We start from the raw sequence: 23,695 nt of genomic DNA, 5'->3' as shown, positions 1-23,695 counted from the left end.
TTTTTAATCAAATGGACAATCTTTTTCTTTTTTAATTCCTAAATGCACAACGGGTTATAATATTAAACTTTGACAAAATGATCATCGGTAACGGACTCATCGCTTCACTTTTTAAAGATGCCAACAGAGAAGATGTCATATTTTTTGCTTCGGGTGTTTCTAATTCTTTGGAGACAAGGCCGGAAGAATTTTTGCGCGAAGAAAACCTAATTAAGAAGACTATTCAGGAAAATCCATGGAAAATATTTATTTATTTTTCTACTTGCAGCATTTATGACTCATCAAAAACCGGTAGTGATTATGTTCTGCACAAATTGAAAATGGAGCAACTTATCAAAGAATCAGTGGAGCAATATCTTATTCTGAGAGTGAGTAATGCTGTTGGAAAGGGCGGAAACCCAAATCTTTTGATGAATTACCTTATTAGATCAATAAATAATGGAGAAACCATTAATGTTCACACCAAAGCCACGAGAAATCTTATTGATGCAGAAGACGTTCAAAATATTACACATCAACTACTCAACGAAAATCACCTGAACAAAATTATCAATGTTGCTTATTTGCAAAACTACTCCATCATTGAAATTCTGGAAATTATTGAAAGATTTTACGATAAAAAACTTGATCTCAATTTAGTGAAAAGTGGTTTCGGTTACGACATCAATATTCCCGATGTTGAGGATTATTTCAAATCCCACCAATTAACCCACAAAGAAGCGTATCTTTGCAAAATCCTGGAAAAATATTATAAAAACTGATTTGTTAGGGATACTTTAGACAAATGATGAATTTCAAAGAACAACTCGAAAATAAACGAATTTTAGTAACAGGAGGAGCCGGTTTTATCGGCTCCAATCTCTGCGAAGAATTATTGAATCTAGGAGCAAAAGTAACTTGTCTTGATAATTTTTCAACCGGAAAAAGAGAAAATCTTGATGCGGTCATCAACAATCCGAACTTCAAATTAATTGAAGGCGACATCAGAAATCTTGAAACCTGCCAACAAGCCTGCGAAAACCAGGATTTTGTGCTTCATGAAGCAGCATTGGGTTCGGTTCCGCGATCCATTAATGATCCGATTACCAGTAATGACGTGAATGTCGGAGGTTTTCTAAACATGTTGGTTGCAGCAAGAGATTCTGGAGTCAAAAGATTTGTTTATGCAGCAAGTTCATCAACTTATGGCGATCATGAAGCGTTACCAAAAATTGAGGAAAGAATCGGGAAACCACTTTCTCCTTACGCCATCACCAAATATGTAAACGAATTGTACGCAGATGTTTTCAAAAGAACCTATGATTTTGACACCATTGGTTTAAGATATTTCAACGTTTTTGGAAGGAAACAAAATCCAAACGGAGCTTATGCAGCAGTAATCCCGAAATTCGTCATGCAGTTTATGAATCATGAAAGCCCTGTAATTAATGGCGGTGGAGAATATTCCAGAGATTTCACCTACATTGACAATGTTATTTTGATGAATCTTCTGGCGCTCACTTCAGAAAACTCAAATGCTCAAAATCAAATTTACAACACTGCTTTTGGTGAAAGAACCACTTTGAATGATTTGGTGAAATACCTGAAAGAATATTTAACAGAATTAGATCCTAAAATCGCAGACGTAGAAGTAATTTACGGCGACTACAGAAAAGGCGACGTTCCGCATTCTTTGGCAAGCATTGAAAAAGCAAAAAATTTACTGAATTACCATCCTCAACATTCCATGAAAGACGGTTTAAAAGAAGCAGTGAAGTGGTACTGGGAGAATTTAAAATAAAATTTTATGTCACATAAAATTACCATTATCGGATTAGGCTACGTCGGATTACCACTGGCAAGATTATTTTCAACAAAATATCCTGTCGTTGGTTTTGATATTAATCAAAAACGGATTGAAGAACTGAAATCCGGGAAAGATGACACCCTTGAAATTTCAGACGAACTATTGAAATCTTCTTTGGTTCAAACTAATCCAAGCTACGAAGAAAAAGGACTGTATTGTACGAATAACACCGAAGATATTGCAGATTCAAATGTGTATATCGTTACCGTTCCAACTCCGGTTGACAAAAATAACAGACCTGTTTTAACGCCTTTGTACAAAGCCAGCGAAACAGTTGGAAAAGTTCTGAAAAAAGGTGATATCATCATTTACGAATCTACAGTTTATCCGGGAGTTACAGAAGAAGAATGTATTCCTGTTCTGGAAAAAATATCAGGACTAAAATTTAATGAAGATTTCTTCGCAGGCTACTCACCGGAAAGAATTAATCCGGGAGACAAAGAACATACTGTTGAAAAAATCCTGAAAGTAACTTCAGGTTCTACTCCTGAAGTCGGTAAAACAGTAGATGGTCTTTACAAATCCGTGATAACAGCCGGAACTCACCTTGCTCCATCCATTAAAGTTGCTGAAGCTGCAAAAGTAATTGAAAATTCTCAGCGCGACATTAATATTGCTTTCGTGAATGAGTTGGCAAAGATTTTTAATTTAATGCAAATTGACACGCAAGAGGTTTTGAAAGCCGCCGGAACAAAATGGAACTTCCTGCCCTTTAAACCGGGATTAGTTGGAGGTCATTGTATTGGTGTTGATCCTTACTATCTTGCTCAGAAAGCACAGGAGTTTGGTTATCATCCCGAAATTATTTTGGCAGGAAGAAGAATGAACGATTCCATGGGACAATACGTTGCAGGTGAAGTAGTAAAACAAATGCTTCAAAACAATCTGAAAGTGAAAGATTCCAAAGTTTTGGTTCTTGGATTTACTTTTAAGGAAAATTGTCCGGATGTAAGAAATACAAAAGTGGTGGATGTAATTTCTAATCTTGAAGAATACGGAACAAAAGTCACTGTTTTCGATCCTTGGGCAAAACCTGAAGAAGTAATGCACGAGTACGGATTAAAAACAACACAGCAGGTTCCGAATGAAAAATTTGAGGCTGTTGTTTTAGCTGTTTCCCACAAAGAATTTACAGATTTAGATTTAACTAAGTTTTTAGTTGACAACGCTGTGATTTATGATGTGAAAGGTGTTTTGGCAAGTTCAGAAAACACAAAAAGGCTGTAGAAACTATCTTTGGTAGCGCCATTTAAAAACTTTAAAGCCCAAACCAACAGGTAAAGAATTGAAGAGGTTTTGCTTCTTCAATTTTTTTGTGAATTTTTTTGAAAAATAATCTTTCATCTCCAAGCTTTTCAGTTTTTGATACTCTGAATAGCTGCGTTTCCACAAATGCTCATTTTTTTTTGCTTTCCAGTTCATTTCCAAAGTTTGCGCTTTGAAACCAACCAAATGTTTCAGAATTAAGTCCTTCATATAAGGATATTTCTCTTCACGATAGGCTTTATCCATGTATTGCGCAATCGTGATCCAGTTTCCAAAATGTTTTTCACCACGGTTATGAATTATAGACGCCCCATGAAAATAATACAGGTAGGTATCTTCTCGAAGAAAAGCGATTTTCTGCATTTTCTGAGCGCATTGGAAAGTCCACAAAACATCCTGAGAAAAAAGATCTTTCACGAAATAGAGTTCATGTTCAAGAAGGAAATCCAGTCTTGTCAGTTTATCACAAGCCATTACCGGAAACTGACCTGCAACCAGATTTTCAAAAATTTCGCGGTTTCCCGTTAGAACATCTTTTTCCGCCTTAATCGGAAAATAATCCCTCTTCCAACCTTCCTCCTCATTAATGCAAACCGAATGTCCCAAAACCATTTCTGCGTCAGTTTCTTCGGCTAATTTTACGAGATGTTCAATTGCAAATTCAGTAATTTCATCATCGCTGTCCAGGAAATAAATATACTTTCCTTTAGCCAAATCCATCCCTGCATTTCGCGCCATCGAAAGACCTAAATTTTGAGGCTGATTAATAATTTTAAAATTGAAATCGGGATGTTGATTAATGAAAGTATCTGCAACAACCATTGAGTTATCCGGACTAACATCATTTACTAAAATACATTCAATCTCTTTGTAAGACTGCTTTACAACTGAAAGAAGGCATCTTTCTATAAACTTTTCAACTTTATAAATGGGTATTACGATAGTTACCAAGGGATTCATCACTTGTTCAGAAATTTCAACAAAAATACTCAATTTATTGCGAAACCCTTATCTTTGTAGCTTAAACACAATAAATGAATTTATTTTCAAAATTTATTTTGAAATTTCTGAGAGGCAGAAACACCGCAATTCTGCAACGGCATCCTAAATCAGAGATCGGCTCCAATCTTAAATTTGGAGATTACTGTAATTTTTCGCTGTATCCCAATCTTAAAAGAATTAAATTCGGAAATAACATTAATATCCGAAATTACAATAATGTTTTGGTAGGAAACAATGCCGAGCTTGTGCTGGAAGACCGTGTTTTTATGAACAATTACTGTTCAATAAACTGTTTAGAAAAAATTGAAATCGGCGAAAATACCCTTTTTGGAGAAGGCGTAAAACTCTACGATCATAATCATGAATATTCTACAGTACCAGAATTTAAAGTAGAACATCAAAAATTCAATACAGCTCCAATCAAAATTGGAAAAAATTGTTGGTTGGGGAGCAATGTCACTGTTTTAAAAGGCGTGACGATTGGCGACAACTGTATTATTGGCGCAGGTTGTCTTATTTTTAAGGATGTTCCGCCAAATTCTATGGTGAAAAATAAAACTGAACTCCATATCGAAAATTTACTATAAATGATACCGGTTACCAAACCCTTTTTACCGCCACAGCAAGTGTACCAAAGTTATCTTGATGGCATTTGGAAAAGACAGTGGCTCACCAACATGGGACCACTTGCAAATGATTTGGAACTCAAACTAAAAGAATTCCTTAAACTGGATCATCTTCTTTTTGTTACCAACGGAACCGTTGCATTGCAAATGGCAATAAAGGCATTAGATTTAAAAGGAGAAATTATTACAACACCTTTTTCTTTTGTCGCAACTGTTAGTTCCATTGTTTGGGAAAACTGTACACCTGTATTTGTTGATATTGATGAAAACTCTCTAAATATTGATGCCAATAAAATTGAAGCTGCAATAACAGAAAATACCTCTGGAATTTTAGCAACACATGTTTACGGAAATCCTTGTAATGTCGAAAAAATTGAAGAAGTTGCTAAAAAGCATCATCTGAAAGTAATTTATGATGCAGCGCACGCTTTTGGTGTAGAGGTTAATGGAAAATCGGTTTTTGAATATGGTGATATTTCAACCTGTTCTTTACATGCCACAAAACTTTATCATTCCGGAGAAGGTGGGTTAATCATCACAAAAGATGCAGAACTTCTAAAAAAACTTGCGTACATCAGAAACTTTGGATTTGATGGTCCGGAAAATTTTGCTGAGCTTGGATTGAATGGTAAAAACTCTGAGTTTCATGCAGCGATGGGACTTACAAATCTTCGGTATATTGATTCAATTCATAAAAAACGGAAGGAAATTTCCGAAAGATATGATGAAAAGCTCAAAAATTTTAAAGCAAGAAGGCCAACATGGCACCAAAAATCTGACAATAACTATGCTTACTATCCTGTAGTTTTTGAAAGTTCAGAACTCATGCTCAAATGTATAGAGCAATTGAAAATGCATGAAATTTTTACAAGAAGATATTTCTATCCGTCGCTTGCTACTTCTCTTCCGTATGTGGAAAAACAAAATTTGCCCATTACGGATGACATCTCGAAACGCGTTCTTTGCCTGCCATTGTATTATGATTTAACTTTCGAGGAAGTGGATATGATCTGCAGACATCTTTTGAGAGTTCAAAATAATTAAATTAGTCGAAATCATGCTGATAATTGGCGCTAAAGGCTTTGCAAAAGAAGTTTTGGAAATTCTCCACCAAAATGGAGAGACTGAAAATCTGTGTTTTTATGATGATGTAAACGAGGACACTCCGGATTTACTTTTCGGAAAATTCCCTGTTTTAAAAAGCGAAGAGGAAGCCAAAACATATTTTACAAACACCGATGTTCGTTTCACAATTGGAATTGGAAATCCAAGATTGCGAAAATTTTTAACTGAAAAGTTTGAAAAATTAGCAGGAAAATTATGTTCCACAATCAGTAAACATGCAGAAATTGGATCCTTTAATATTCAAATAGAAGCTGGCTGTAATATATTAGGAGGAGCAAGAATATCAAATGATGTAAAAATTGGGAAAGGGACAATGGTCTATTATAATTCTTTGATAACTCACGATGTGGAAATTGGCGAATATGTGGAAATCTCTCCAGGTGCAACTCTTTTGGGAAGATGCAAAATAGGAAACTACTGTAGTATAGGCGCTGGCGCAATTATTTTTCCTGATGTAAACATTGGCTCAAACTCAGTAGTTGCAGCAGGATCTGTAGTTAGAAATGATGTTCCGCAAAATGTAATGGTGGCAGGAATGCCGGCGGAGATAAAGAAAAATTTATGATTATTGGTAACGATTGTTTGATTTACAAACATTTTTCTGCTGTGTATAAAATTATGAATGTTCAAAATCATATAAATGAAGAAAGAAAATAAAATCGCATTTCTCACACCAGGAAGATATAACCCTATGGGAGTCTTTAGCGAGAGCTATGTAAATAATATACCGGATGTTAAAAGGTATTTTGGCGCCGATATACCTATTTTCCCTGAAGGAACATCACGAAGAAAGCAAAAATACATACGATACTTATTAACAATTTTTGCATTTAAAAGTGATCGGATACTTAATTATTATTATGGGAAAATATTATCATACCACCTCAAAAAACATAATATTGACTTTGTTATTTGCGAATTTTTGACTACCGGAGCTTCAGTTAACAAGGTTTGTGAAAAATTAGGCATTCCTATGATAACAAACGTTTTAGGACACGAAATAAATAGACAAGATTATATAGATAAATATGGCAAGGCCTATAGAAAACTTGCTGAAAATAAATGTTCGTATATAGTTCCTGTCGCAAAAAATATGATTCCAAAACTTCAAAATTTTGGTTTTCACAATATTGTTTATAGCCCTATTGGAGCAAAGCCATTTTTCTTCGAAATTAATCCAAATTACGAATCCTTTAACCTATTGGCAATGGGTAGGTTTGTCAAAATTAAATCTCCTCTTGATACTATAAGGGCGTTTGAAATTGTGTCAAAGAAATTCGCTGAGGTAAAACTCAATTTTGTTGGAGAAGGAGCTTTATGGGATGATGCAAAATCTTTAGCAAAACAACTCGGAATCAACAATCGAATAAATTTTATGGGCGGTATAAATCAGGCCGAACAATGCAGGCTATTTCAAGATACAGCAATTTTTTTACAACATTCAGTAACTGCTGCAAACGGAGATTCCGAGGGAACACCCGTAGTTATTATAGAAGCTTCGGCAGCTGGCTTGCCAGTAGTATCAACCAAACATGCTGGTATTTTGGATGTAGTCGTGAATGGCGAAACTGGCTTCTTGGTAAATGAACATGACTATCAAGGAATGGCAGAAAAAATCATAATTCTATTAGAGGACAAAAAGATGTTGCAAAAAATGGGAGAAAATGGCAGAGTTTTCATCAAAAATAACTTTACAGCAAAGCATCACACAGATACTATTATAAAAATAATGGAAAGCTCAAAGAATGCCTGAAATATCAATTATCATGTCTGTTTTCAATGGAGGAAAGTATCTTAATGAGGCAGTTGATTCTATCCTCAGCCAAAGCTTCAATGACTTCGAGTTTATTATTATTAACGACTGTTCAACGGATAATACTGACGAAATCCTAAAAGATTACAGCTCAGACCCTCGTATAAAGACCTTAACAAAAGAACAAAATAAAGGACTTTTAGGCTTTGTAGAAAATTTAAATACCGGACTGAACTTAGCACAAGGAAAATATATCGCAAGAATGGATGCTGATGATATATCCAGTCCTGAAAGGTTAAAAAAACAATTTGAATTTCTTGAAAGCCACCCAAACATTTTTCTAGTAGGATCGTCCGCTGAAAAAATTGACGAAAATGGAGATTTGATTGGATATTTTAAAGCAGAAGATTCAGAAGATAAATTAAAAAAGAAAATGCTGAAGTGGAATTATATTTATCATCCTACTATAATGTTTAGAAACGTTAGCGGCTTATTTTATCGAGATAAATTTAGAGGATGTGAAGACTATGATTTTTATCTCCGTTCACTCTCTGAAGGAAAAAAACTCATAAATATAGATGAACCGCTATTAAAATACAGAATACTAAAAACTTCCGTATCGCGCAGTGAAGACACTTTTACCCGAAACTTGTTAGTAGAAAAAGCAAAAGAATTTTATTTTAAAAGACTCAAGGGAATTCCTGAAGAATACGGATTGCTAAATCCTGAATCATTAAAAAAAGTTCTGGATTTTAATTATAAAAATTCGGAACAAGAGCTCCTCTTTGCCGCAAGGTATGCTTGGAAGGCCAATAATAGGGAATATTTATCTAAAATTTTGGACAAAACATCTGTATTTTATCAAAGCTCAAACAACTTCTATTTATTGCGATTTTTGAATGATATGCCACTATCTATATCTGCAATCTCCTCACTCTTATACAGAAAACTTTCATGACCGACGTCTTCATCAAATCCTTCAACCGCCCCTTTTATCTGGACCGCTGCCTGCAGTCGGTGGAAAAATTTGTGCGCGGCAATTTCAAGGTGACGGTTCTGGATGATGGAACACCGGAAAAATATTTAGACAAAATCAGGGAAAAATTTCCTGAAGCTGAAATTATTACCTCAAAAAATTATTCCAAAAAGATTGCAGCCATCGAAGAAAACCTGAAATCCGGAAAGGAAATCAATGGTTTTGAAATTCCAACTGACCTTTGGATTGATGCCGCAAAAAACGGTTCCGACTATTTCATCATGACCGAAGACGACGTTTGGTTTACGCAGAAAATCAACATTATTCATTTAGTTACCGAAATGAAAAAACTGGATGTTTCACTTTTGAAATTAGGCTGGCTTGGAAATCTAAAAGATGACGAAAATCTTGAAATTGAGTCGGTTTCAGAACAAATTAACTCGATGTTTCCAAAAAGTTTATTTCTTGGTAATGAAGGTGTTATGACAGCGTTCTTTAACAACCGCTACAAATTTTTTACGATTTTATTTAAACTTGGTCTGGTTGATAATTACACCCAACAGAAATATTGGTCACTGGTTTCAATATTGATGGGTCTTTACAAAAAAGAATACTGGCTTCAAACCTGGCAAAAAATGGATGGAAAGGTTGATGAAAAGCGCCAACTGATCAATGCATCTTCCTATTACAGAAATTTTAGACATAATCGAAATTTCTTAGGCAGAACCAAAACCGAGGTGATGAAAACTACTTTCCAAAGTTCCTCCACCAATTCGTATCATAAATACGGAGATGCTTTCGATGTCAATATTTTCAATCATCAGATTAATGAAGCGTGGTTTAAAGGTGATTTTAATGCGATGCAAAACTTCCCGAAAGATTTCACTTTAGAGTATTTTGAACAGTTTCTGGATGAAAAAATCGACAAAAAGGAATTTAGGAATTGGGTTGCTAATTTCAGAAAACATTATCGGGAAATAGGTTGCAATGTTCAGTAATACAAAGACAGAGGAAAATATAATAACAAGGTTTTTTTCGTCTAAAATAATGATTTATCTAGGAAAGAGTTCTTATATTTTTTATCTCATTCACTTAGGCTTTATTTCATTGATTATTTTTGAATATGTTACTGAAAATAAAATTCTAATTTTCATATTATTAAATATTATTTCATTATTATTATTTAAGTATATTGAAGAGCCTTTGAATCATTATATTAGAAGAAAATTTGGAAAACCGGCTCCAAAAACTGTCACAGCATGAGCGAAGCCAAAAAAATAAAAGTCCTCTTCCGCCACCGTTCCATGGAAATGGGTGGCGTTGAAAAGGTTTTGCTCTCCATGCTCAACAATTTGGACAAAAACAAGTTTGATATTCGCTTGGCTTTGAACCTTCTTCAAGGTGAATTAAGAAATGAAATCCCTAAAAATATTCCCGTGAAAATTTTGGCAAAAGGCAAAGAAGATATGCCGAAAAATGCTCTGCTGAACAAACTGGCGATGAGTTTCCGAGGAATTAAATTATTGATTTACAGAAATTTTCCATCTATCGCTGATAATTTCATACTGAAAAATGACGCCGATGTAGAAATTGCAACCGGTTACACGATGTTTTCGGATCTGCTGAATTCTTCGAACAAAAAGTCAATAAAAATCGGGTGGTTTCATTCCGACATTACGTTCCCGAAACTGCAGCCTGCTGTTCCGTTAATTTTGAAGCAAATTCCGCAGTTCGATTATTTTATTTTCGGTTCGCAACAGACGAAAGATATTTTATTGGAAACGTATCCCAACATTCAACTTCCTGAAAACAAAGTCATTCTGAACGCAATTCCCATCGAAGAACTCAAACAGAAAGCTGCAGAATTCAAACCTGATTTTGAAACAAAACACCCTGTTTTTGTAACGGTTGGAAGACTGCATTCTCGAAAAGGTCATCATAAATTGATGGATGCACATGCTCAATTGTTGAAAGATGATTTTCCACATAAAATTTTTGTGATTGGCGACGGTGAAGAAAAAGACAATCTCGAAAATCAGGCGAAAAAATTGGGAGTTGAAGACACTTTTAAACTATTGGGTTCGCTTCTAAATCCATATCCTTACGTTAAAAATGCAGATTTTTTCATTATGCCATCCGAATCCGAAGGTTGGCCTCTGATTATTGCAGATACCTTAATTCTTCAAAAACCCATTATTTCTACCAATGTTGGGGGAATTCCTGAAATGATAGAACATCACAAAAACGGTTACCTCATCAAATACTCAACTGAAGAAATTTATGAGGCGATGAAAAAGTTTCTGACCGATAAAAATCTGGTTTCCGAAATTCAGGAAAACTTGAAAGATTCTGAAAAGCAGTTCGACAATCAGAAAATTTTCGATGCGGTTGAAGAAATCATCCTTAAATTAGCAAAAAAGTAACCGATGAATTTCCTTTACCGACTTTTTCTGAAGTTTCACACCACGTACCAAAACTTTTACGACAAAGCCTATATCGAGGTTTGCAAAGCGCGCGGTTTGAAGGTTGGGAAAAACGTAATTTTCATTGAAGCCCCAAAATTCGGTTCCGAACCTTACCTAATTGAAATCGGCGACAGAACCAAGATTACCGCCAATTGTACTTTCATCAATCACGACGGCGCAATGTATGTGATTCGTTCGATGGAAAAATATGCCGATGCTAGAAACTTCGGCAGAATTAAAATCGGAAATAACTGCTTTATCGGAAATAACTGTACCATTCTTCCAGGTGTTGAAATGGGCGATAACTGTATTTTGGGAGCAGGTTCGGTTTTGAGTTCTTCAATGCCAGCAAATTCGGTTTACGCCGGAGTTCCTGCAAAATTTATCTGCACTATTGAAGAATACGGCGATAAAGCATTGAAAAACAATGTAATGTACCCTAGAGAGTTGGAACTTCAGCGCCCAAAACTTGAAGCCTACATAAAAGAAAACCTCCCCCACACATTTAAGCCGGTAAAAAATAGATGAAGCATAGATGAAGCATGGATAAAGCATGGATAAAGCATTAAAACAGTTTAAAAAAGATTCTGATAGGATCAGGAAAAAAAAGAAAATCCTCATCCGTATCGGTTCTCTGCGTCATGGTGGCGCAGAAAAAGTTTTGGTGACCTTTCTTAAAAATCTTCCTCGGGACAAATACGAAATCGATTTGTTACTGAATCTTTACAGTGGAAAATACTTGTCCGAAGTTCCCGATTGGGTGAACGTTATCTACCTGAACAAAGGGGAGATGATTACCACCAACCGAATTCAGGATATTCCGGAAAAAGCGTATCGCGTTGTTTATCAAAGTCTTTTAAAGAGGTTTCCACAACTTTTATATTCTAAAATTTTAAAGAATAAAAAGTATGATGTTGAGTTCGCTGCCATTCATGGAATGCGTGATGAGATTCTGAAATCGCCCATCAAATCATCCAAAAAACTAATGTGGATTCACAACGATTTAACTAAAACGGAGTTCCACAATTACACAGAGGAAGAGTTTCGTAAATTTTTCGGTTTTGATAAAATCATGGTGATTTCCGAGAAAATTCAGCAAGATTTCGAAAAATTAGCCCAAAATGAAGGCGAAAAAACCAAAATTGTAAGAATTTACAATCCTTTGGATACAGAGGAGATTTTGAGTAAGAGCCAAGAATCAAGAGACGAAAACCAAGAACGATTCGACTCCGCTCAGCGTGACATCCAACAACCAACTTTCGTTTCGGTAGGAACAGTTTTTCCGCAGAAAGGTTTCGACAGATTGCTGAAAGTTCACAAAAAGTTGTTGGATGAAGGTTTCAGACATCAAGTTCAAATCATCGGCGATGGTTATGATTTTGAAAATATCAACAATTTAAGAAAAGAACTCAATGTCGAAGATACTGTAGAAATGGTTGGCTTCACCGATAACCCGTATCCATATTTCAAAAATGCAGATTTCTATGTTTTGAGTTCGCGATACGAAGGTTTTCCTACGGTTTTGTTTGAAGCGATCACGTTAAAGAAAAATATTATCGCAACGGATGTTTCCGGAGTTTCAGAAATGCTCGAAAACGGAAAACTGGGATTGATTGTAGAAAATTCTGAAGAAGGAATTTATGAAGGAATGAAAAAAGCGCTTCAAAATCCTGAAGGTTTTAATCTTTATCAAGAAAATTTGACTTCTTATAAAATGCCTTTCAATCTTGGAAATTCCGTGAATTCAATCATGAAAATTATTGACGAATTGTAATTTCTTTCTTGATTCTTGGCTCTTGATTCTTTGCTCTTTATTAGTATCTTTGTTTTAATGATTAATTACTCCATCATTCAAAAAGATTTTTACAGAGAAAGCGGAAAGTATCTTTCCACCAGCGAAATTTGGGGAAAGTGCATTAATCCGAATCTGCATTACGTTTATCTTCTCCGAAAATGTCAGCAACATCCAAAAAAATCAGTGAAAGGAATGTTTTGGAGAATGATTTTAAGACATCATCAAATCAAATATGGTTTCCAAATTTATCCCGAAACTAAAATCGGCGCAGGTTTTTACCTGGGACATTGGGGAACTTTGGTCATTAATCCCAAAACTAAAATTGGCAAAAACTGCAATATTTCTCAAGGTGTAACCATTGCTCAAGCCAATCGTGGCAGAAATGAGGGAGTTCCCGAAATCGGCGATGAAGTATGGATTGGTCCAAATGCAGTGATTGTGGGGAAAATAAAAATTGGCAACAATGTTTTGATTGCACCAAATGCTTACGTGAGTTTCGATGTGCCTTCAAACTCCGTCGTCATTGGAAATCCTGGACAAATCACACCAAAAGAAAATGCAACGGAAGGATATATTAACAATAAGATTTGATTGCTCATCATAAATTGCTTATAACTCATAAAACATGGCAAATTCTTACGAACAAATTTTTCAGAACAACGAAAACTGGATTAAAGAAAAATTGGGACAAGATGCCGATTTTTTCAAAAAATTGGCAGCCGGACAAAACCCGGAATATCTTTACATCGGTTGTTCGGATTCGCGTGCAACTGCTGAAGAATTGATGGGAATGAAACCCGGCGAAGTTTTCGTACACCGAAATATTGCCAACATTGTAAATACATTGGATATGAATTCTACGGCTGTTATACAGTATGCTGTGGAACATTTGAAGGTTAAACACATTATTGTTTGTGGACATTACGGATGTGGTGGTGTAAAAGCAGCAATGACTCCGCAGGATTTGGGACTTTTGAATCCTTGGTTAAGATTAATTCGCGATGTTTACAGAATTCATCAGGCTGAACTGGATGCAATCGAAGACGAAAACGCGCGTTATAAAAGACTTATCGAGTTGAATGTACAGGAACAGTGCATCAACGTGATTAAAATGGCTGCTGTGCAGGAACGGTATATTTTGGATGATTATCCCATTGTACACGGTTGGGTTTTCGATTTGGAAACCGGTAAATTGATTGATCTAAATATCGATTTTGAAGAAATCCTGAAAAATATCCAAAAAGTGTACGACCTTACCAATTCTGAATGGGTAATGAGCAGAACTAACAACAAAAATTTTCAATAATTATAGATTTTAAATATTAATTTTTGTTAAAATTTAGACAAAATCTATAATTATACTTGGTTTTTAAAACTTCTTGTTTATATTTGTTCCCTCAAAAGACAATTTTTTTTGAAGAAATTTTGGAACATATTGGTTTTGTTGATCTTCGTCAACTTTATGGCTTTACCAAGTATTGCTACAGTTTTCGATTTTGAAATTCCACAGACTAATATTGTACTTTCTGAAGAAGAAACACATTCTTCATCAGTTTCAATTGTTTACGAAAAAACAATTCCGAAGACGATGAACGTCCACGATTTCATCAAATTCTTTGAAACTACTTCCGATAAAAAGGCGTTCGTTTTAACTGACGATTCCAGTCATATTTCGCCTTATCTTCTGATATTTTCTCCGCCTCCAGAAGCTTAACTGTTAAATTTAAGTAGGGATAATGATGTCTTTTTCAAACCGAAGAAGCCAATATCTCAACTTGTTTATCACTGAAAATTCAACTTTGCAAATGCTTTAAAAAATACAAATCAAGCGTTTGCATCATAAAACTATATGTTTAAAAAATGAAAAAAGCAAAAAGTTTATTCGGCGGAATAAAAGAAAATTTTCCATCGGGAGTTGTCGTCTTCTTAGTCGCACTTCCGCTATGTTTAGGGATTGCCTTAGCCTCCGGAGCACCGCCACTTTCCGGAATTATCGCAGGAATTATTGGTGGAATTGTTATCGGATTTTTTTCCAACTCCAATATCTCGGTTTCAGGTCCGGCTGCAGGTTTAGCTGCGATTGTTTTATCGGGAATTACGGAATTGGGCGCATTCGAACTGTTTCTTTGTGCAGGATTAATCGCAGGAGTTATACAGTTGATTTTAGGATTTCTAAGAGCCGGAAGTATTTCTAATTATTTCCCAAATTCTGTCATTGAAGGAATGTTGGCCGGTATTGGTTTGATTATCATTATCAAGCAAATTCCCCATGCGTTAGGTTACGATGCCGATTCTTTCAGTAGCGAAAGGGTTTTTGAAAACGGATATAATGCAGATTCTATCTCTCAATATTTATCGAATGTTTTCGCATCAATTCATCCGGGAGCAATTGTTGTTACCGCGATTTCTTTGGCGATTTTAATTGCATGGGATAAAGTTCCTTCACTGAAGAAATTAAAACTTCTTCCCGGAGCTTTGGTTGCTGTTGCGGTAGGAATTTTACTCAACGAAATTTTTAAAATGACAGGAAGTTCATTGGCGATTCAAACAGAACATTTGGTGACATTGCCGGTTCCGCAAACAGCAGAAGAATTTAAAGCATTAATTACAATGCCGGATTTCGCAGGATTTATGAATCCGAAAGTTTGGATTATTGGTGGAACGATCGCCATTGTTGCTTCAATTGAGACTTTATTATGTATCGAAGCTTCGGACCGACTGGATTCTCAACGCAGAATTACCGACACGAATAATGAACTTCGTGCACAGGGAATTGGAAATATCATAAGTTCTTTAATTGGTGGGCTTCCAATTACTTCAGTTGTAGTAAGGAGTTCCGCAAACGCTAATGCCGGTGCAACTTCAAAAGCTTCCACCATTATCCATGGTGTTCTTCTGTTAGTTTGTGTACTGGCAATTCCGGTGATTTTGAACAAAATTCCATTGGCGACTTTGGCAGCAGTTCTATTATTGGTAGGTTATAAATTGGCAAGTCCGGAAAAAATCAAACATTTCCTGGCAAAAGGAAAGTTCCAGTATATTCCGTTCTTGGCGACAATTGTAGCGGTTGTTTTCACAGATTTATTAACAGGAGTTGGAATTGGTTTGGCTATCGCGATTTTCTATATTCTTCAGGGAAATATGAAGCGGGCGTATTATTACAGCAAAGAAGAACTTGAAGATGCAGAATCTGTAACATTAAAATTAGCTGAAGAAGTATCCTTCCTGAATAAAGCTGCCATCAAAAAAACTTTGAAAAATATTCAGCCAAATTCGAAGGTAACTATTGATGCAAAAGGAACTTCCTATATCACGACTGATGTTCTGGAAATGATTCAGGATTTTGCGAACATCCGAGCAAAGGAAGAAGATATCGAAGTTGAACTGATTGGCTTCCAAACCAATTACAACGATTACGCTTCAGATCAACATTCACATATCAGTATCGATCACAGAAGAGCGATGTAACTCACTTTGAATAGTCAATTGTGAATGGTCAATTTTAAAATTTAATTCAAAATAAAAAATATGACATCTGAAATAGGATGTCTAAAATCTAAAAAAAATATGAAAGCACATACATTAGAAACTCAAGCTACTATTACTCCTGAAAAAGCGCTACAATTCTTGAAGGAAGGAAACGACCGTTTTGTAGGAAATTTAAAAGTAAACAGGAATCTTTTGGAGCAAGTAAATGATACTCGCGAAGGACAATGGCCATTTGCTGTGGTTTTGAGCTGTATTGACAGTCGTACTTCAGCAGAACTAATTTTCGACCAAGGATTGGGAGATATTTTTTCCATTAGAATTGCCGGAAATTTTGCAAACCAGGATATTTTAGGATCCATGGAATTTGGCTGTAATGTTGCCGGTTCAAAATTGGTTGTTGTTTTGGGACACAGCAAATGTGGAGCTTTGAAAGGCGGACTTGATGCAGCAAAAATCGAGGGATTAGGAATGGATAACCTCAACCATTTGATTTATCATTTTGATGAATGCATTGATAACGTCATTAAAGAAGGCGAAGAACGCTCATCCAAAAATGAAGATCTTTTGGAAAGACTAAACGTTTGCAACATCAAAAAAACCATTGAAGACATCCGTCATCAAAGTTCAACCTTAAGAACACTTGAAAAAGAAGGCAAAATAAAAATCGTAGGTGCAAACTATGATGTAGAAACAGGGGTTGTAACCTGGTTATAAAAATATTCAGAGCCGGAGATTTCGGCTCTGTTTACAAAAAACTCATCATGAAAAAGATTGCAATGCTTTTAATTTTCTGCTGTACGATATTACATGCACAGAAAGAAAATTTCGATAATCTTTGGTTTATTTATTTTGGAAATCAACAAATTACAAAAAATTTAAACTGGTGGACAGAAGCACAGTTCAGAAATACTGAAGCCGCCGGAAATCCGCAAAATATTTTATTAAGAACGGGTATTGGATATAATCTTTCCGAGAATAATAATAATTTGTTGCTAGGATACGGATATATCATCGGTTATGCTGAAGATGCTGAACAACAAGCAATAGCTTCCTCAAAAGAACACCGAATTTATCAGCAGTTTATCCATAAAAATAAAATCGGAAAGGTTCCTTTGCAGCATCGCTTTCGCTTGGAAGAACGCTTTCTGGAAAATGAATTTAAGTTACGGGCAAGATATTTTCTGGCTGCAAATGTTCCGCTAGGAGAAAATTTTATGAAAGAAAAATCCACCTATCTTTCGCTGTATAACGAAATATTTGTGGTTCCCGAAGAGCGTATTTTCGACCGGAACAGAATTTATGCTGCTTTAGGATATGTTTTAAATAAAAACACAAGAATTGAAGTAGGCTATATGGATCAAACGACCTTTAAGAAAGGAACAAGCCCATTTTCTTCAAAACTTAATCAGGGACAAATACAACTGGTGATTTTCAACACCATCAATTTCAACTGATTAAGATTACATAAAAACAAGAAACTTTTTTTCATCTCATATAGTTTTTATGAAGCCGGATGTTCTTATGAGCATCCGGTTTTTATTTTCCGTTAAAGGCTGTCATTGTATTCTGAATTCCGGCAAAAACAAAAGAAAGGCAGGCTTTCGAAAATTTTTCTATTCTTTCCTGCAATTTTTCGCGCTCTTCTTCATTCCATTTTCCGAGAACGTAATCTACTTGTTTCCCTTCAGGAAAATCGGCGGAAATCCCGAAACGCAATCGGGGATAATTTGACGTATTTAATTGTTCCTGAATGCTTTTCAAACCGTTATGACCTGCATCTGAACCTTTCATTTTCATCCTTAAAGTTCCGAAAGGCAACGCCAAATCGTCCGTAACGATCATCAAATTTTCCAACGGAATTTTCTCTTTCTGAAGCCAAAATTTCACTGCATTCCCGGAAAGATTCATATACGTATCGGGCTTCAAAACAAACACTTTTCGTCCTTTATATTTCCCTTCTGCTACAAGACCAAAATTGGCGGGTTTAAAAGGAACTTCCAACGTTTCCGCAATTTTATCCGCAATTTTAAAACCAATATTGTGGCGCGTTTCCGCATATTCATCTCCTTTATTTCCTAAACCTACAATCAGGTATTTCATGACAATAATTTATTTAATGTTAAAGTTCCAAAAATTATCCTTTTTGGGAATTTTCAAAGTAATTTGATGGCAAAACCCTGTTTTTACCGTTTAATTTGAGCAAAAGTAATCTTTTTCCGAAAACCGATTTTCCTAAAATTACTTGGCTAAAATTCGCTCCAAAACTGCATTCACTTCATCGACGTGTTGTACATTTTCTTTTCGCATCATCAGTTGGCTGCCGTCCGGAGTATGTTTTTCTTTCAAAGTTGCATCTTTGGGATTCTGACTCAAATAGGAAATAATATGTCGGAATTTATCGCTTTGATAAAACTTATCCTGTGGATTTGGTGGGAAATATCCAAGGAACGTTCCGTTTTTAACGACAATTTTATCGAAACCAATTTCTGCGGCAATCCATTTCAGTTCAACACTTTTCAACAAATTTTTGGCTTCTGCCGGTAATTTTCCGAAACGGTCAGACAATTCATTTTCGAATTTTTGAAGTTCCTGTTTGTTTGGAATTTCTGCGAGTTTTTGATAAAGAGAAAGCCTTTCTTCCGTGCTCTGAACATACGAATCCGGCAACATCAACTCCAAATCGGTATCAATATTGACTTCTTTTGTAGATTTGAAGAGTTTTTTTCTTTCTTCTTCATTATCAAAAAGATTTTCGAATTCTTCGTCATTCTGAAGTTCTTCCAACGCTTCCTGCATAATTTTTTGGTACGTATCAAAGCCCATTTCGTTGATGAAACCACTTTGTTCACCGCCCAACAAATCTCCGGCTCCACGAATTTCCAAATCCTTCATCGCAATCTGAAAACCGCTTCCCAAATCCGAAAACTGTTCAATCGCTTCAAGACGTTTTCTTGCATCAGAAGTCATCATATCAAAAGGCGGAGTTATCAAATAACAGAAAGCTTTTCTGTTGCTTCGTCCTACTCTTCCACGCATTTGATGCAAATCCGCCATACCAAATCTTTGTGCGTCGTTGATGAAAATCGTGTTCGCATTCGGAACGTCAACACCGGATTCTACGATGGTGGTGGAAACCAAAACATCATATTTCCCTTCCATAAAATCCAAAACATTTTGCTCCAGCTGTTTCCCGTCCATTTGTCCGTGTCCGGTAATCACTCTTGCGTCGGGAACCAATCTTTGGATAAGTCCGGCAATATCTTTGAGGTTTTCAATTCTGTTGTTGATGAAATAAACCTGTCCGTCGCGCTGAATTTCGTACGAAATCGCATCCCTCAAAATTTCTTCGCTAAACCCAATAATTTGCGTGTCAACAGGCTGTCTGTTTGGAGGTGGTGTTTTAATGACACTTAAATCTCTTGCAGCCATCAAAGAGAACTGAAGCGTTCTCGGAATTGGCGTTGCAGTAAGGGTTAATGTATCAATATTATTTTTTAAAGTTTTGAGTTTGTCTTTTACCGCAACCCCGAATTTGTGTTCTTCATCGATAATCAACAACCCTAAATCATTGAATTCAATATCTTTACCAACCAACTGATGCGTTCCGATAACGATATCGATTTTCCCGTTTTTGAGACCTTCTTTGGTTTCAGATTTTTGTTTGGCTGTTCGAAAACGGTTCATATAAGAAATATTCACAGGGAAATCTTTGAGTCTTTCTTTAAAACTTCGGAAATGCTGAAACGCCAAAATCGTCGTGGGAACCAAAACTGCGACCTGTTTTCCGTCTGTTGCAGCTTTGAAGGCAGCCCGAATTGCAACTTCCGTTTTCCCGAAACCAACATCGCCACAAATCAAACGGTCCATCACGGTATCGTTTTCCATATCTTTTTTGATGTCCTGCGTAGCTTTTTCCTGATCCGGCGTATCTTCATATAAAAAACTGGCTTCCAATTCATTCTGAAGATATGAATCCGGTGTAAACGCAAAACCTTTCGCAGTTTTTCGCTGTGCATATAGCCTTATTAAATCGAAAGCAATCTGCTTTACTTTTGCTTTGGTTTTCTGTTTTAAAGATTTCCAAGCCGGAGATCCGAGTTTTGAAAGTACGATTTCCCTGCCGTCGGGACCGTTGTACTTAGAAATTTTGTGCAATGAATGGATGGAAACATACAGCAAATCGTTGTTTTTATAGGTGAGTTTAAAACATTCCTGTACTTTTCCGTTATTGTTCACTTTCACCAATCCCATAAATTTTCCGATGCCATGGTCAATATGGGTAATGAAATCTCCCACTTTCATCTGCATTAAATCTTTCAGCGTAAGTTGCTCCGATTTCGCAAAAGAATTCTTGGATTTGAATCTTTGATAACGGTCGAAAATCTGATGGTCAGTATAAACTGAAATTTTATGGTCATTATCTACAAAACCTTCATGAAGTTCTGATTTAAAAGATTTGAACGGGATTTCATCCATCTTCACTTCAGCATTATCAATCTCGCTGTCAGACTTTACAAACCTGCCGAGTTCTTCAAAAATAGCTTCAAGTCTTTCCTTTTGTTTTTCGCTGGAGAAAGAAATCCAAATATCAAATCCTGCTTCGTATTTGCTTTCGAGGTCTTCCGTGAGCATTTCAAAATTCTTGTGAAAAACGGGTTGCGGAGTTTGATCGAGCTGAACAGATTTATTGGAAAATTTTAATTCATCTAAGGTAAAATCAACCGTTGTAAATCTTTGATAATCAATTAGTAAATCTTCTTCATCAATAAACAGTTCTGCAGGTTTTCTGTGGCTGATTTCTTTGCTTAAAGTTTCATATTTTTCTTCCGCTTTTTCGTAGAAATTTTTAATCTTCTTTACACCTAAAAAAGCATTCTTGGAAATAATAATACTGTCTTTCGGTAACAGTTCAAACAACGAAACTTTCGATCCCGAAACAGCGAAATTCATATTCGATACCAACTGAAATTCGTTTACTTTTCCGTTCGTCAACTGGGTTTCAATGTCGAAAGTTTTAATATTTTCCACTTCGTTTCCAAAGAAGGTAATTCGGTAAGGTTGCTCATTTGAATAAGAAAAAACATCCACAATTCCACCACGAACAGAAAATTCTCCGGGTTCCGAAACAAAATCCACCAAATTAAATCCAAACTGATGCAGCAGTTCTTCCGTAAAATCGAAATCCAAACTTTCGCCGGTTTTAATTAAATGAGAAATGGCTTTGAAATCTTCTTTCTTCAACACTTTTTCTGAAATAGCTGAGAAACTCGCAATGATAACTTTTGGTTTCTTTTCAGAATTCAGTCTGTTTAAAACTTCAGTTCTCAAGACCAAATTAGCGTTCTGCGTTTTTTCAATTTGATAAGGTTCCAAATGAGTCGCCGGAAAATACATCACACTTTCTTTGCCCAATAAATCTTCGAGTTCGGCTGTAATGTAAAGCGCCTCTTCTTTATCTTCAACAAGAAAAAGCAAAGTTTTCTTCTGAACCAAAAAAAGTTCCGCTGCAAAAACCGATGGAACAGAACCCGCAAATCCCTTCACGGAAACATGCTGATTTTCTGATAATTCTTTAAAAATTTCTTTTCCGAATTCTTTCTTCATCAAATCCGGAAGAAACGTTTCGCTGATATTTTTTAACTGCATTTTTTGTATAAGTATAAACGACAAAAGCGATTTCGGGAATCCCGAAACCGTTTTGCTGCGCAAATTTAAGGAATTATTTATTGGTAAATCTTTATGCTGATCCTTTAAAATTTACATGACTTTTTTCAAAATTTACATCATCTCCACAAAAGAGTTTGGTGGCACAACGTTTGAAAATCTTCAAATCGTTAAAACGAAAAATTTATATTATGAAAAATGTTATCAAAATTTTAGGATTGTTCTTATTGGTCTTCACAACGCTTTCTCTTACTTCTTGCAGAAGCGATGACGACCCTTCAGATAATGATTTCTTCGCAGGAACATACAACGGTAGTGTTTCTTACAATGATGGTTCTACAAACATCAGCTCCGATGCGGGAAAAGTTTTTGTTACCAAAATTGCAAGTGCTACAAAATACAACTTCACCTTCTCTAACGGAATTCCTGATTTGAACGGAATTGAATTTACAAAATCGGGTGACAACACAATGGTGATGGTAGGTGCAACTGCAACTTCATACATCAGAATTGACAACAACGAATTGAAAATTCTTTACAACAAAGACGGAAAAACTTGGACAGCCAACTGTACACGATAAGATTTTATCACCATCGTTAATTAGGTTTAAAACTGCTTCATTGCGAAGCAGTTTTTTTTTGTATTTTTAGCAAAACATTTCCATGAAATTATTGCTGAAATGCATCTTCTTTACTGCATTGCTGTTCTTTTTTCAATCCTGTCGAAATAGTGCAGACGAAAATCCAAGAGCTTATGTTGAAGGAAAAATAAATCCTGCAACTGTTGAAAAATTTACGCTAAAAATTGTAAGCCAAGACAAAGCTATGGCCGAAACTACCATAAAAAGTGACGGAAGTTTTGTGCTTTCCGGCTCCATTTTTCCAGGGAGTTTCACCTTGGTTTCTTCCCATAAAATAGAAAGTTTCCAAACTTTGCAAACGGAATTGTCAATTTCTGCAGATGGTTATCAAATAATTGTTCCTCAAGGTGTTACTTACCTAAAGTTTAACGAAATAAAAGTGATACCATGAGAAAAATATACCTTCTGCTTTTTCTGATTTCATGTTTCGCTTTTGGGCAGAAGAAAAAATATTACGGTCGGGAAATCACTTCAAACATTGAAGCCAGAGCAACATTGATGAAGCCTTTTGGAAACAATTTTTTGGCAAAAGATCATCAAATGTTCTACGGTTTCGGGTTTGGCGGAAACATGATGACGCCCATTAATTTTGGATTAGGAATAGATTACAATGTCCTTTTTTCCAATATAAAATATGGCCACGAAAACATTGCCGGAAACATTAGTGGTCCGGTTTTAACCAATATTGAGTTTTATTTGGTACACCGAAATGTTTTTTCGGAAGAATTTACGCTGGAAGAGTTTGGTGGAGCGAGTTCCTATGTTTTAAGCACTGCTTATGACGAAGCTATTTCGGAGCGCCATAAAGACAAAGGTGTTGGTTTTCATTTCGGTTTGAAACCAATTTACACCCTCGACAGAAGGATATCAACAGGCTTTTGTTTCAGGAAAAGTAAATTTCTACTTCTCGGATGTGTACAACAGCGATGCTGCAATGCAGAAATATTTCAGCCGTTCGATGTTTTTAAGTTTGAGTATTGGTTACCGTTATCAGTTTTAAAAATATTTTTAAAACGAATTATTATTGATACATTTTAATTAGTGAAT

The 23,695-nt window shown here is 35.7% G+C and carries 24 protein-coding genes; 21 read left to right on the top strand and 3 right to left on the bottom strand.

What is annotated here, in order from left to right:
* The first annotated feature begins 77 nt into the window (after positions 1-77).
* From Q0252_RS00175 to Q0252_RS00165, 3 genes are read left to right on the top strand one after another with little or no spacing between them, the layout of a single operon-like run.
* The gene (locus Q0252_RS00175) at positions 78-761 is read left to right on the top strand and encodes an NAD-dependent epimerase/dehydratase family protein (protein WP_297982268.1); all 684 of its coding nucleotides are present in this window, start codon (positions 78-80) and stop codon (positions 759-761) included.
* Between the two features lie 26 nt (positions 762-787).
* Positions 788-1,780, top strand: a complete 993-nt coding sequence (locus tag Q0252_RS00170) for an SDR family oxidoreductase (protein WP_297982271.1) — start codon at positions 788-790, stop codon at positions 1,778-1,780.
* 6 nt (positions 1,781-1,786) lie between these two features.
* A complete protein-coding gene (locus tag Q0252_RS00165; protein ID WP_297982265.1) occupies positions 1,787-3,073 on the top strand; it encodes a nucleotide sugar dehydrogenase in 1,287 nt (428 codons plus the stop codon).
* A 3-nt stretch (positions 3,074-3,076) separates the two neighbouring features.
* On the opposite strand, the gene Q0252_RS00160 is transcribed toward Q0252_RS00165, so the two are convergent.
* Entirely contained in the window at positions 3,077-4,072 is a 996-nt protein-coding gene (locus Q0252_RS00160; RefSeq protein WP_297982262.1) for a glycosyltransferase, read from the bottom strand.
* Between the two features lie 74 nt (positions 4,073-4,146).
* Between Q0252_RS00160 and Q0252_RS00155 the strand changes: the two genes are divergently transcribed.
* The 15 genes from Q0252_RS00155 to Q0252_RS00085 all read left to right on the top strand — a co-directional run bounded on the left by Q0252_RS00155 (position 4,147) and on the right by Q0252_RS00085 (position 17,797).
* Entirely contained in the window at positions 4,147-4,701 is a 555-nt protein-coding gene (locus Q0252_RS00155; RefSeq protein ID WP_297982259.1) for an acyltransferase, read from the top strand.
* Positions 4,702-5,784, top strand: a complete 1,083-nt coding sequence (locus Q0252_RS00150; protein ID WP_297982256.1) for a DegT/DnrJ/EryC1/StrS aminotransferase family protein — start codon at positions 4,702-4,704, stop codon at positions 5,782-5,784. It abuts the gene before it with no gap.
* Between the two features lie 13 nt (positions 5,785-5,797).
* Positions 5,798-6,430 carry an acetyltransferase gene (locus tag Q0252_RS00145; protein WP_297982254.1) on the top strand — a complete coding sequence of 211 codons (633 nt, stop codon included), beginning with the start codon at positions 5,798-5,800 and terminating at the stop codon, positions 6,428-6,430.
* A gap of 75 nt (positions 6,431-6,505) precedes the next feature.
* Positions 6,506-7,618, top strand: a complete 1,113-nt coding sequence (locus Q0252_RS00140) for a glycosyltransferase family 4 protein (RefSeq protein ID WP_297982251.1) — start codon at positions 6,506-6,508, stop codon at positions 7,616-7,618.
* Positions 7,611-8,576 (top strand): glycosyltransferase, encoded by a 966-nt coding sequence (locus tag Q0252_RS00135; RefSeq protein ID WP_297982249.1) that lies wholly within the window; start codon positions 7,611-7,613, stop codon positions 8,574-8,576. The genes Q0252_RS00140 and Q0252_RS00135 overlap by 8 nt, the downstream gene beginning before the upstream one ends.
* Entirely contained in the window at positions 8,573-9,592 is a 1,020-nt protein-coding gene (locus Q0252_RS00130) for a glycosyltransferase family 2 protein (protein ID WP_297982247.1), read from the top strand. Before Q0252_RS00135 ends, Q0252_RS00130 begins: the two co-directional genes overlap by 4 nt.
* 261 nt (positions 9,593-9,853) lie before the next feature.
* Positions 9,854-11,017 carry a glycosyltransferase gene (locus Q0252_RS00125; protein WP_297982245.1) on the top strand — a complete coding sequence of 388 codons (1,164 nt, stop codon included), beginning with the start codon at positions 9,854-9,856 and terminating at the stop codon, positions 11,015-11,017.
* A 3-nt stretch (positions 11,018-11,020) separates the two neighbouring features.
* On the top strand, positions 11,021-11,587 hold the full coding sequence (locus Q0252_RS00120; RefSeq protein WP_297982243.1) for an acyltransferase: 567 nt from the start codon (positions 11,021-11,023) through the stop codon (positions 11,585-11,587).
* A gap of 25 nt (positions 11,588-11,612) precedes the next feature.
* Positions 11,613-12,833, top strand: a complete 1,221-nt coding sequence (locus Q0252_RS00115) for a glycosyltransferase (RefSeq protein ID WP_297982241.1) — start codon at positions 11,613-11,615, stop codon at positions 12,831-12,833.
* A 57-nt stretch (positions 12,834-12,890) separates the two neighbouring features.
* A complete protein-coding gene (locus tag Q0252_RS00110; protein ID WP_297982238.1) occupies positions 12,891-13,445 on the top strand; it encodes a serine acetyltransferase in 555 nt (184 codons plus the stop codon).
* Between the two features lie 34 nt (positions 13,446-13,479).
* Positions 13,480-14,160, top strand: coding sequence for a carbonic anhydrase (locus Q0252_RS00105; protein WP_123249237.1), 681 nt, complete (start codon positions 13,480-13,482; stop codon positions 14,158-14,160).
* Positions 14,161-14,268: 108 nt separating this feature from the next.
* Complete coding sequence (locus Q0252_RS00100; protein WP_123249236.1) at positions 14,269-14,568, top strand: hypothetical protein; 300 nt, start codon at positions 14,269-14,271, stop codon at positions 14,566-14,568.
* A gap of 146 nt (positions 14,569-14,714) precedes the next feature.
* Positions 14,715-16,322, top strand: coding sequence for a SulP family inorganic anion transporter (locus Q0252_RS00095; protein WP_297982230.1), 1,608 nt, complete (start codon positions 14,715-14,717; stop codon positions 16,320-16,322).
* A 99-nt stretch (positions 16,323-16,421) separates the two neighbouring features.
* Complete coding sequence (locus Q0252_RS00090; RefSeq protein ID WP_123249284.1) at positions 16,422-17,057, top strand: carbonic anhydrase; 636 nt, start codon at positions 16,422-16,424, stop codon at positions 17,055-17,057.
* A gap of 47 nt (positions 17,058-17,104) precedes the next feature.
* Positions 17,105-17,797 (top strand): DUF2490 domain-containing protein, encoded by a 693-nt coding sequence (locus tag Q0252_RS00085; RefSeq protein WP_123249234.1) that lies wholly within the window; start codon positions 17,105-17,107, stop codon positions 17,795-17,797.
* 82 nt (positions 17,798-17,879) lie between these two features.
* Here the strand turns inward: Q0252_RS00085 and pth are convergent, their stop codons facing one another.
* Positions 17,880-18,443: an aminoacyl-tRNA hydrolase gene (pth, locus tag Q0252_RS00080; protein WP_297982221.1), complete on the bottom strand. Its 564-nt coding sequence runs from the start codon at positions 18,441-18,443 to the stop codon at positions 17,880-17,882.
* Between the two features lie 138 nt (positions 18,444-18,581).
* Complete coding sequence (mfd, locus tag Q0252_RS00075; protein WP_297982218.1) at positions 18,582-21,989, bottom strand: transcription-repair coupling factor; 3,408 nt, start codon at positions 21,987-21,989, stop codon at positions 18,582-18,584.
* A 209-nt stretch (positions 21,990-22,198) separates the two neighbouring features.
* Here mfd and Q0252_RS00070 point away from each other — a divergent pair, with 209 nt between their 5' ends.
* The 3 genes from Q0252_RS00070 (at position 22,199) to Q0252_RS00060 (ending at position 23,686) form a co-directional block, all read left to right on the top strand.
* Positions 22,199-22,588: a hypothetical protein gene (locus Q0252_RS00070; protein ID WP_297982215.1), complete on the top strand. Its 390-nt coding sequence runs from the start codon at positions 22,199-22,201 to the stop codon at positions 22,586-22,588.
* Between the two features lie 82 nt (positions 22,589-22,670).
* The gene (locus Q0252_RS00065; protein WP_297982212.1) at positions 22,671-23,039 is read left to right on the top strand and encodes a hypothetical protein; all 369 of its coding nucleotides are present in this window, start codon (positions 22,671-22,673) and stop codon (positions 23,037-23,039) included.
* On the top strand, positions 23,036-23,686 hold the full coding sequence (locus Q0252_RS00060; protein ID WP_297982209.1) for a hypothetical protein: 651 nt from the start codon (positions 23,036-23,038) through the stop codon (positions 23,684-23,686). The genes Q0252_RS00065 and Q0252_RS00060 overlap by 4 nt, the downstream gene beginning before the upstream one ends.
* The last annotated feature ends 9 nt before the right edge of the window (positions 23,687-23,695 follow it).

The organism is uncultured Chryseobacterium sp., assembly GCF_936933875.1.
In the GTDB taxonomy this organism is placed as follows: Bacteria; Bacteroidota; Bacteroidia; order Flavobacteriales; family Weeksellaceae; genus CAKZIK01.
This window is presented reverse-complemented; position numbering and strand designations above follow the sequence as displayed.

What these genes read in the sequence shown, in the direction of transcription:
- Q0252_RS00115 (WP_297982241.1), top strand. Translation starts at nt 11,613, where the DNA reads ATGGATAAAGCATTAAAACAGTTTAAAAAAGATTCTGATAGGATCAGG.
- Q0252_RS00120 (WP_297982243.1), top strand. Translation starts at nt 11,021, where the DNA reads ATGAATTTCCTTTACCGACTTTTTCTGAAGTTTCACACCACGTACCAA.
- Q0252_RS00165 (WP_297982265.1), top strand. Translation starts at nt 1,787, where the DNA reads ATGTCACATAAAATTACCATTATCGGATTAGGCTACGTCGGATTACCA.
- Q0252_RS00125 (WP_297982245.1), top strand. Translation starts at nt 9,854, where the DNA reads ATGAGCGAAGCCAAAAAAATAAAAGTCCTCTTCCGCCACCGTTCCATG.
- Q0252_RS00070 (WP_297982215.1), top strand. Translation starts at nt 22,199, where the DNA reads ATGAAAAATGTTATCAAAATTTTAGGATTGTTCTTATTGGTCTTCACA.
- Q0252_RS00095 (WP_297982230.1), top strand. Translation starts at nt 14,715, where the DNA reads ATGAAAAAAGCAAAAAGTTTATTCGGCGGAATAAAAGAAAATTTTCCA.
- Q0252_RS00155 (WP_297982259.1), top strand. Translation starts at nt 4,147, where the DNA reads ATGAATTTATTTTCAAAATTTATTTTGAAATTTCTGAGAGGCAGAAAC.
- pth (WP_297982221.1), bottom strand. Translation starts at nt 18,443, where the DNA reads ATGAAATACCTGATTGTAGGTTTAGGAAATAAAGGAGATGAATATGCG.
- Q0252_RS00060 (WP_297982209.1), top strand. Translation starts at nt 23,036, where the DNA reads ATGAGAAAAATATACCTTCTGCTTTTTCTGATTTCATGTTTCGCTTTT.
- Q0252_RS00065 (WP_297982212.1), top strand. Translation starts at nt 22,671, where the DNA reads ATGAAATTATTGCTGAAATGCATCTTCTTTACTGCATTGCTGTTCTTT.
- Q0252_RS00085 (WP_123249234.1), top strand. Translation starts at nt 17,105, where the DNA reads ATGAAAAAGATTGCAATGCTTTTAATTTTCTGCTGTACGATATTACAT.
- Q0252_RS00160 (WP_297982262.1), bottom strand. Translation starts at nt 4,072, where the DNA reads ATGAATCCCTTGGTAACTATCGTAATACCCATTTATAAAGTTGAAAAG.
- Q0252_RS00135 (WP_297982249.1), top strand. Translation starts at nt 7,611, where the DNA reads ATGCCTGAAATATCAATTATCATGTCTGTTTTCAATGGAGGAAAGTAT.
- Q0252_RS00150 (WP_297982256.1), top strand. Translation starts at nt 4,702, where the DNA reads ATGATACCGGTTACCAAACCCTTTTTACCGCCACAGCAAGTGTACCAA.
- Q0252_RS00140 (WP_297982251.1), top strand. Translation starts at nt 6,506, where the DNA reads ATGAAGAAAGAAAATAAAATCGCATTTCTCACACCAGGAAGATATAAC.
- Q0252_RS00145 (WP_297982254.1), top strand. Translation starts at nt 5,798, where the DNA reads ATGCTGATAATTGGCGCTAAAGGCTTTGCAAAAGAAGTTTTGGAAATT.
- Q0252_RS00110 (WP_297982238.1), top strand. Translation starts at nt 12,891, where the DNA reads ATGATTAATTACTCCATCATTCAAAAAGATTTTTACAGAGAAAGCGGA.
- Q0252_RS00105 (WP_123249237.1), top strand. Translation starts at nt 13,480, where the DNA reads ATGGCAAATTCTTACGAACAAATTTTTCAGAACAACGAAAACTGGATT.
- Q0252_RS00130 (WP_297982247.1), top strand. Translation starts at nt 8,573, where the DNA reads ATGACCGACGTCTTCATCAAATCCTTCAACCGCCCCTTTTATCTGGAC.
- Q0252_RS00175 (WP_297982268.1), top strand. Translation starts at nt 78, where the DNA reads ATGATCATCGGTAACGGACTCATCGCTTCACTTTTTAAAGATGCCAAC.
- mfd (WP_297982218.1), bottom strand. Translation starts at nt 21,989, where the DNA reads ATGCAGTTAAAAAATATCAGCGAAACGTTTCTTCCGGATTTGATGAAG.
- Q0252_RS00170 (WP_297982271.1), top strand. Translation starts at nt 788, where the DNA reads ATGAATTTCAAAGAACAACTCGAAAATAAACGAATTTTAGTAACAGGA.
- Q0252_RS00090 (WP_123249284.1), top strand. Translation starts at nt 16,422, where the DNA reads ATGAAAGCACATACATTAGAAACTCAAGCTACTATTACTCCTGAAAAA.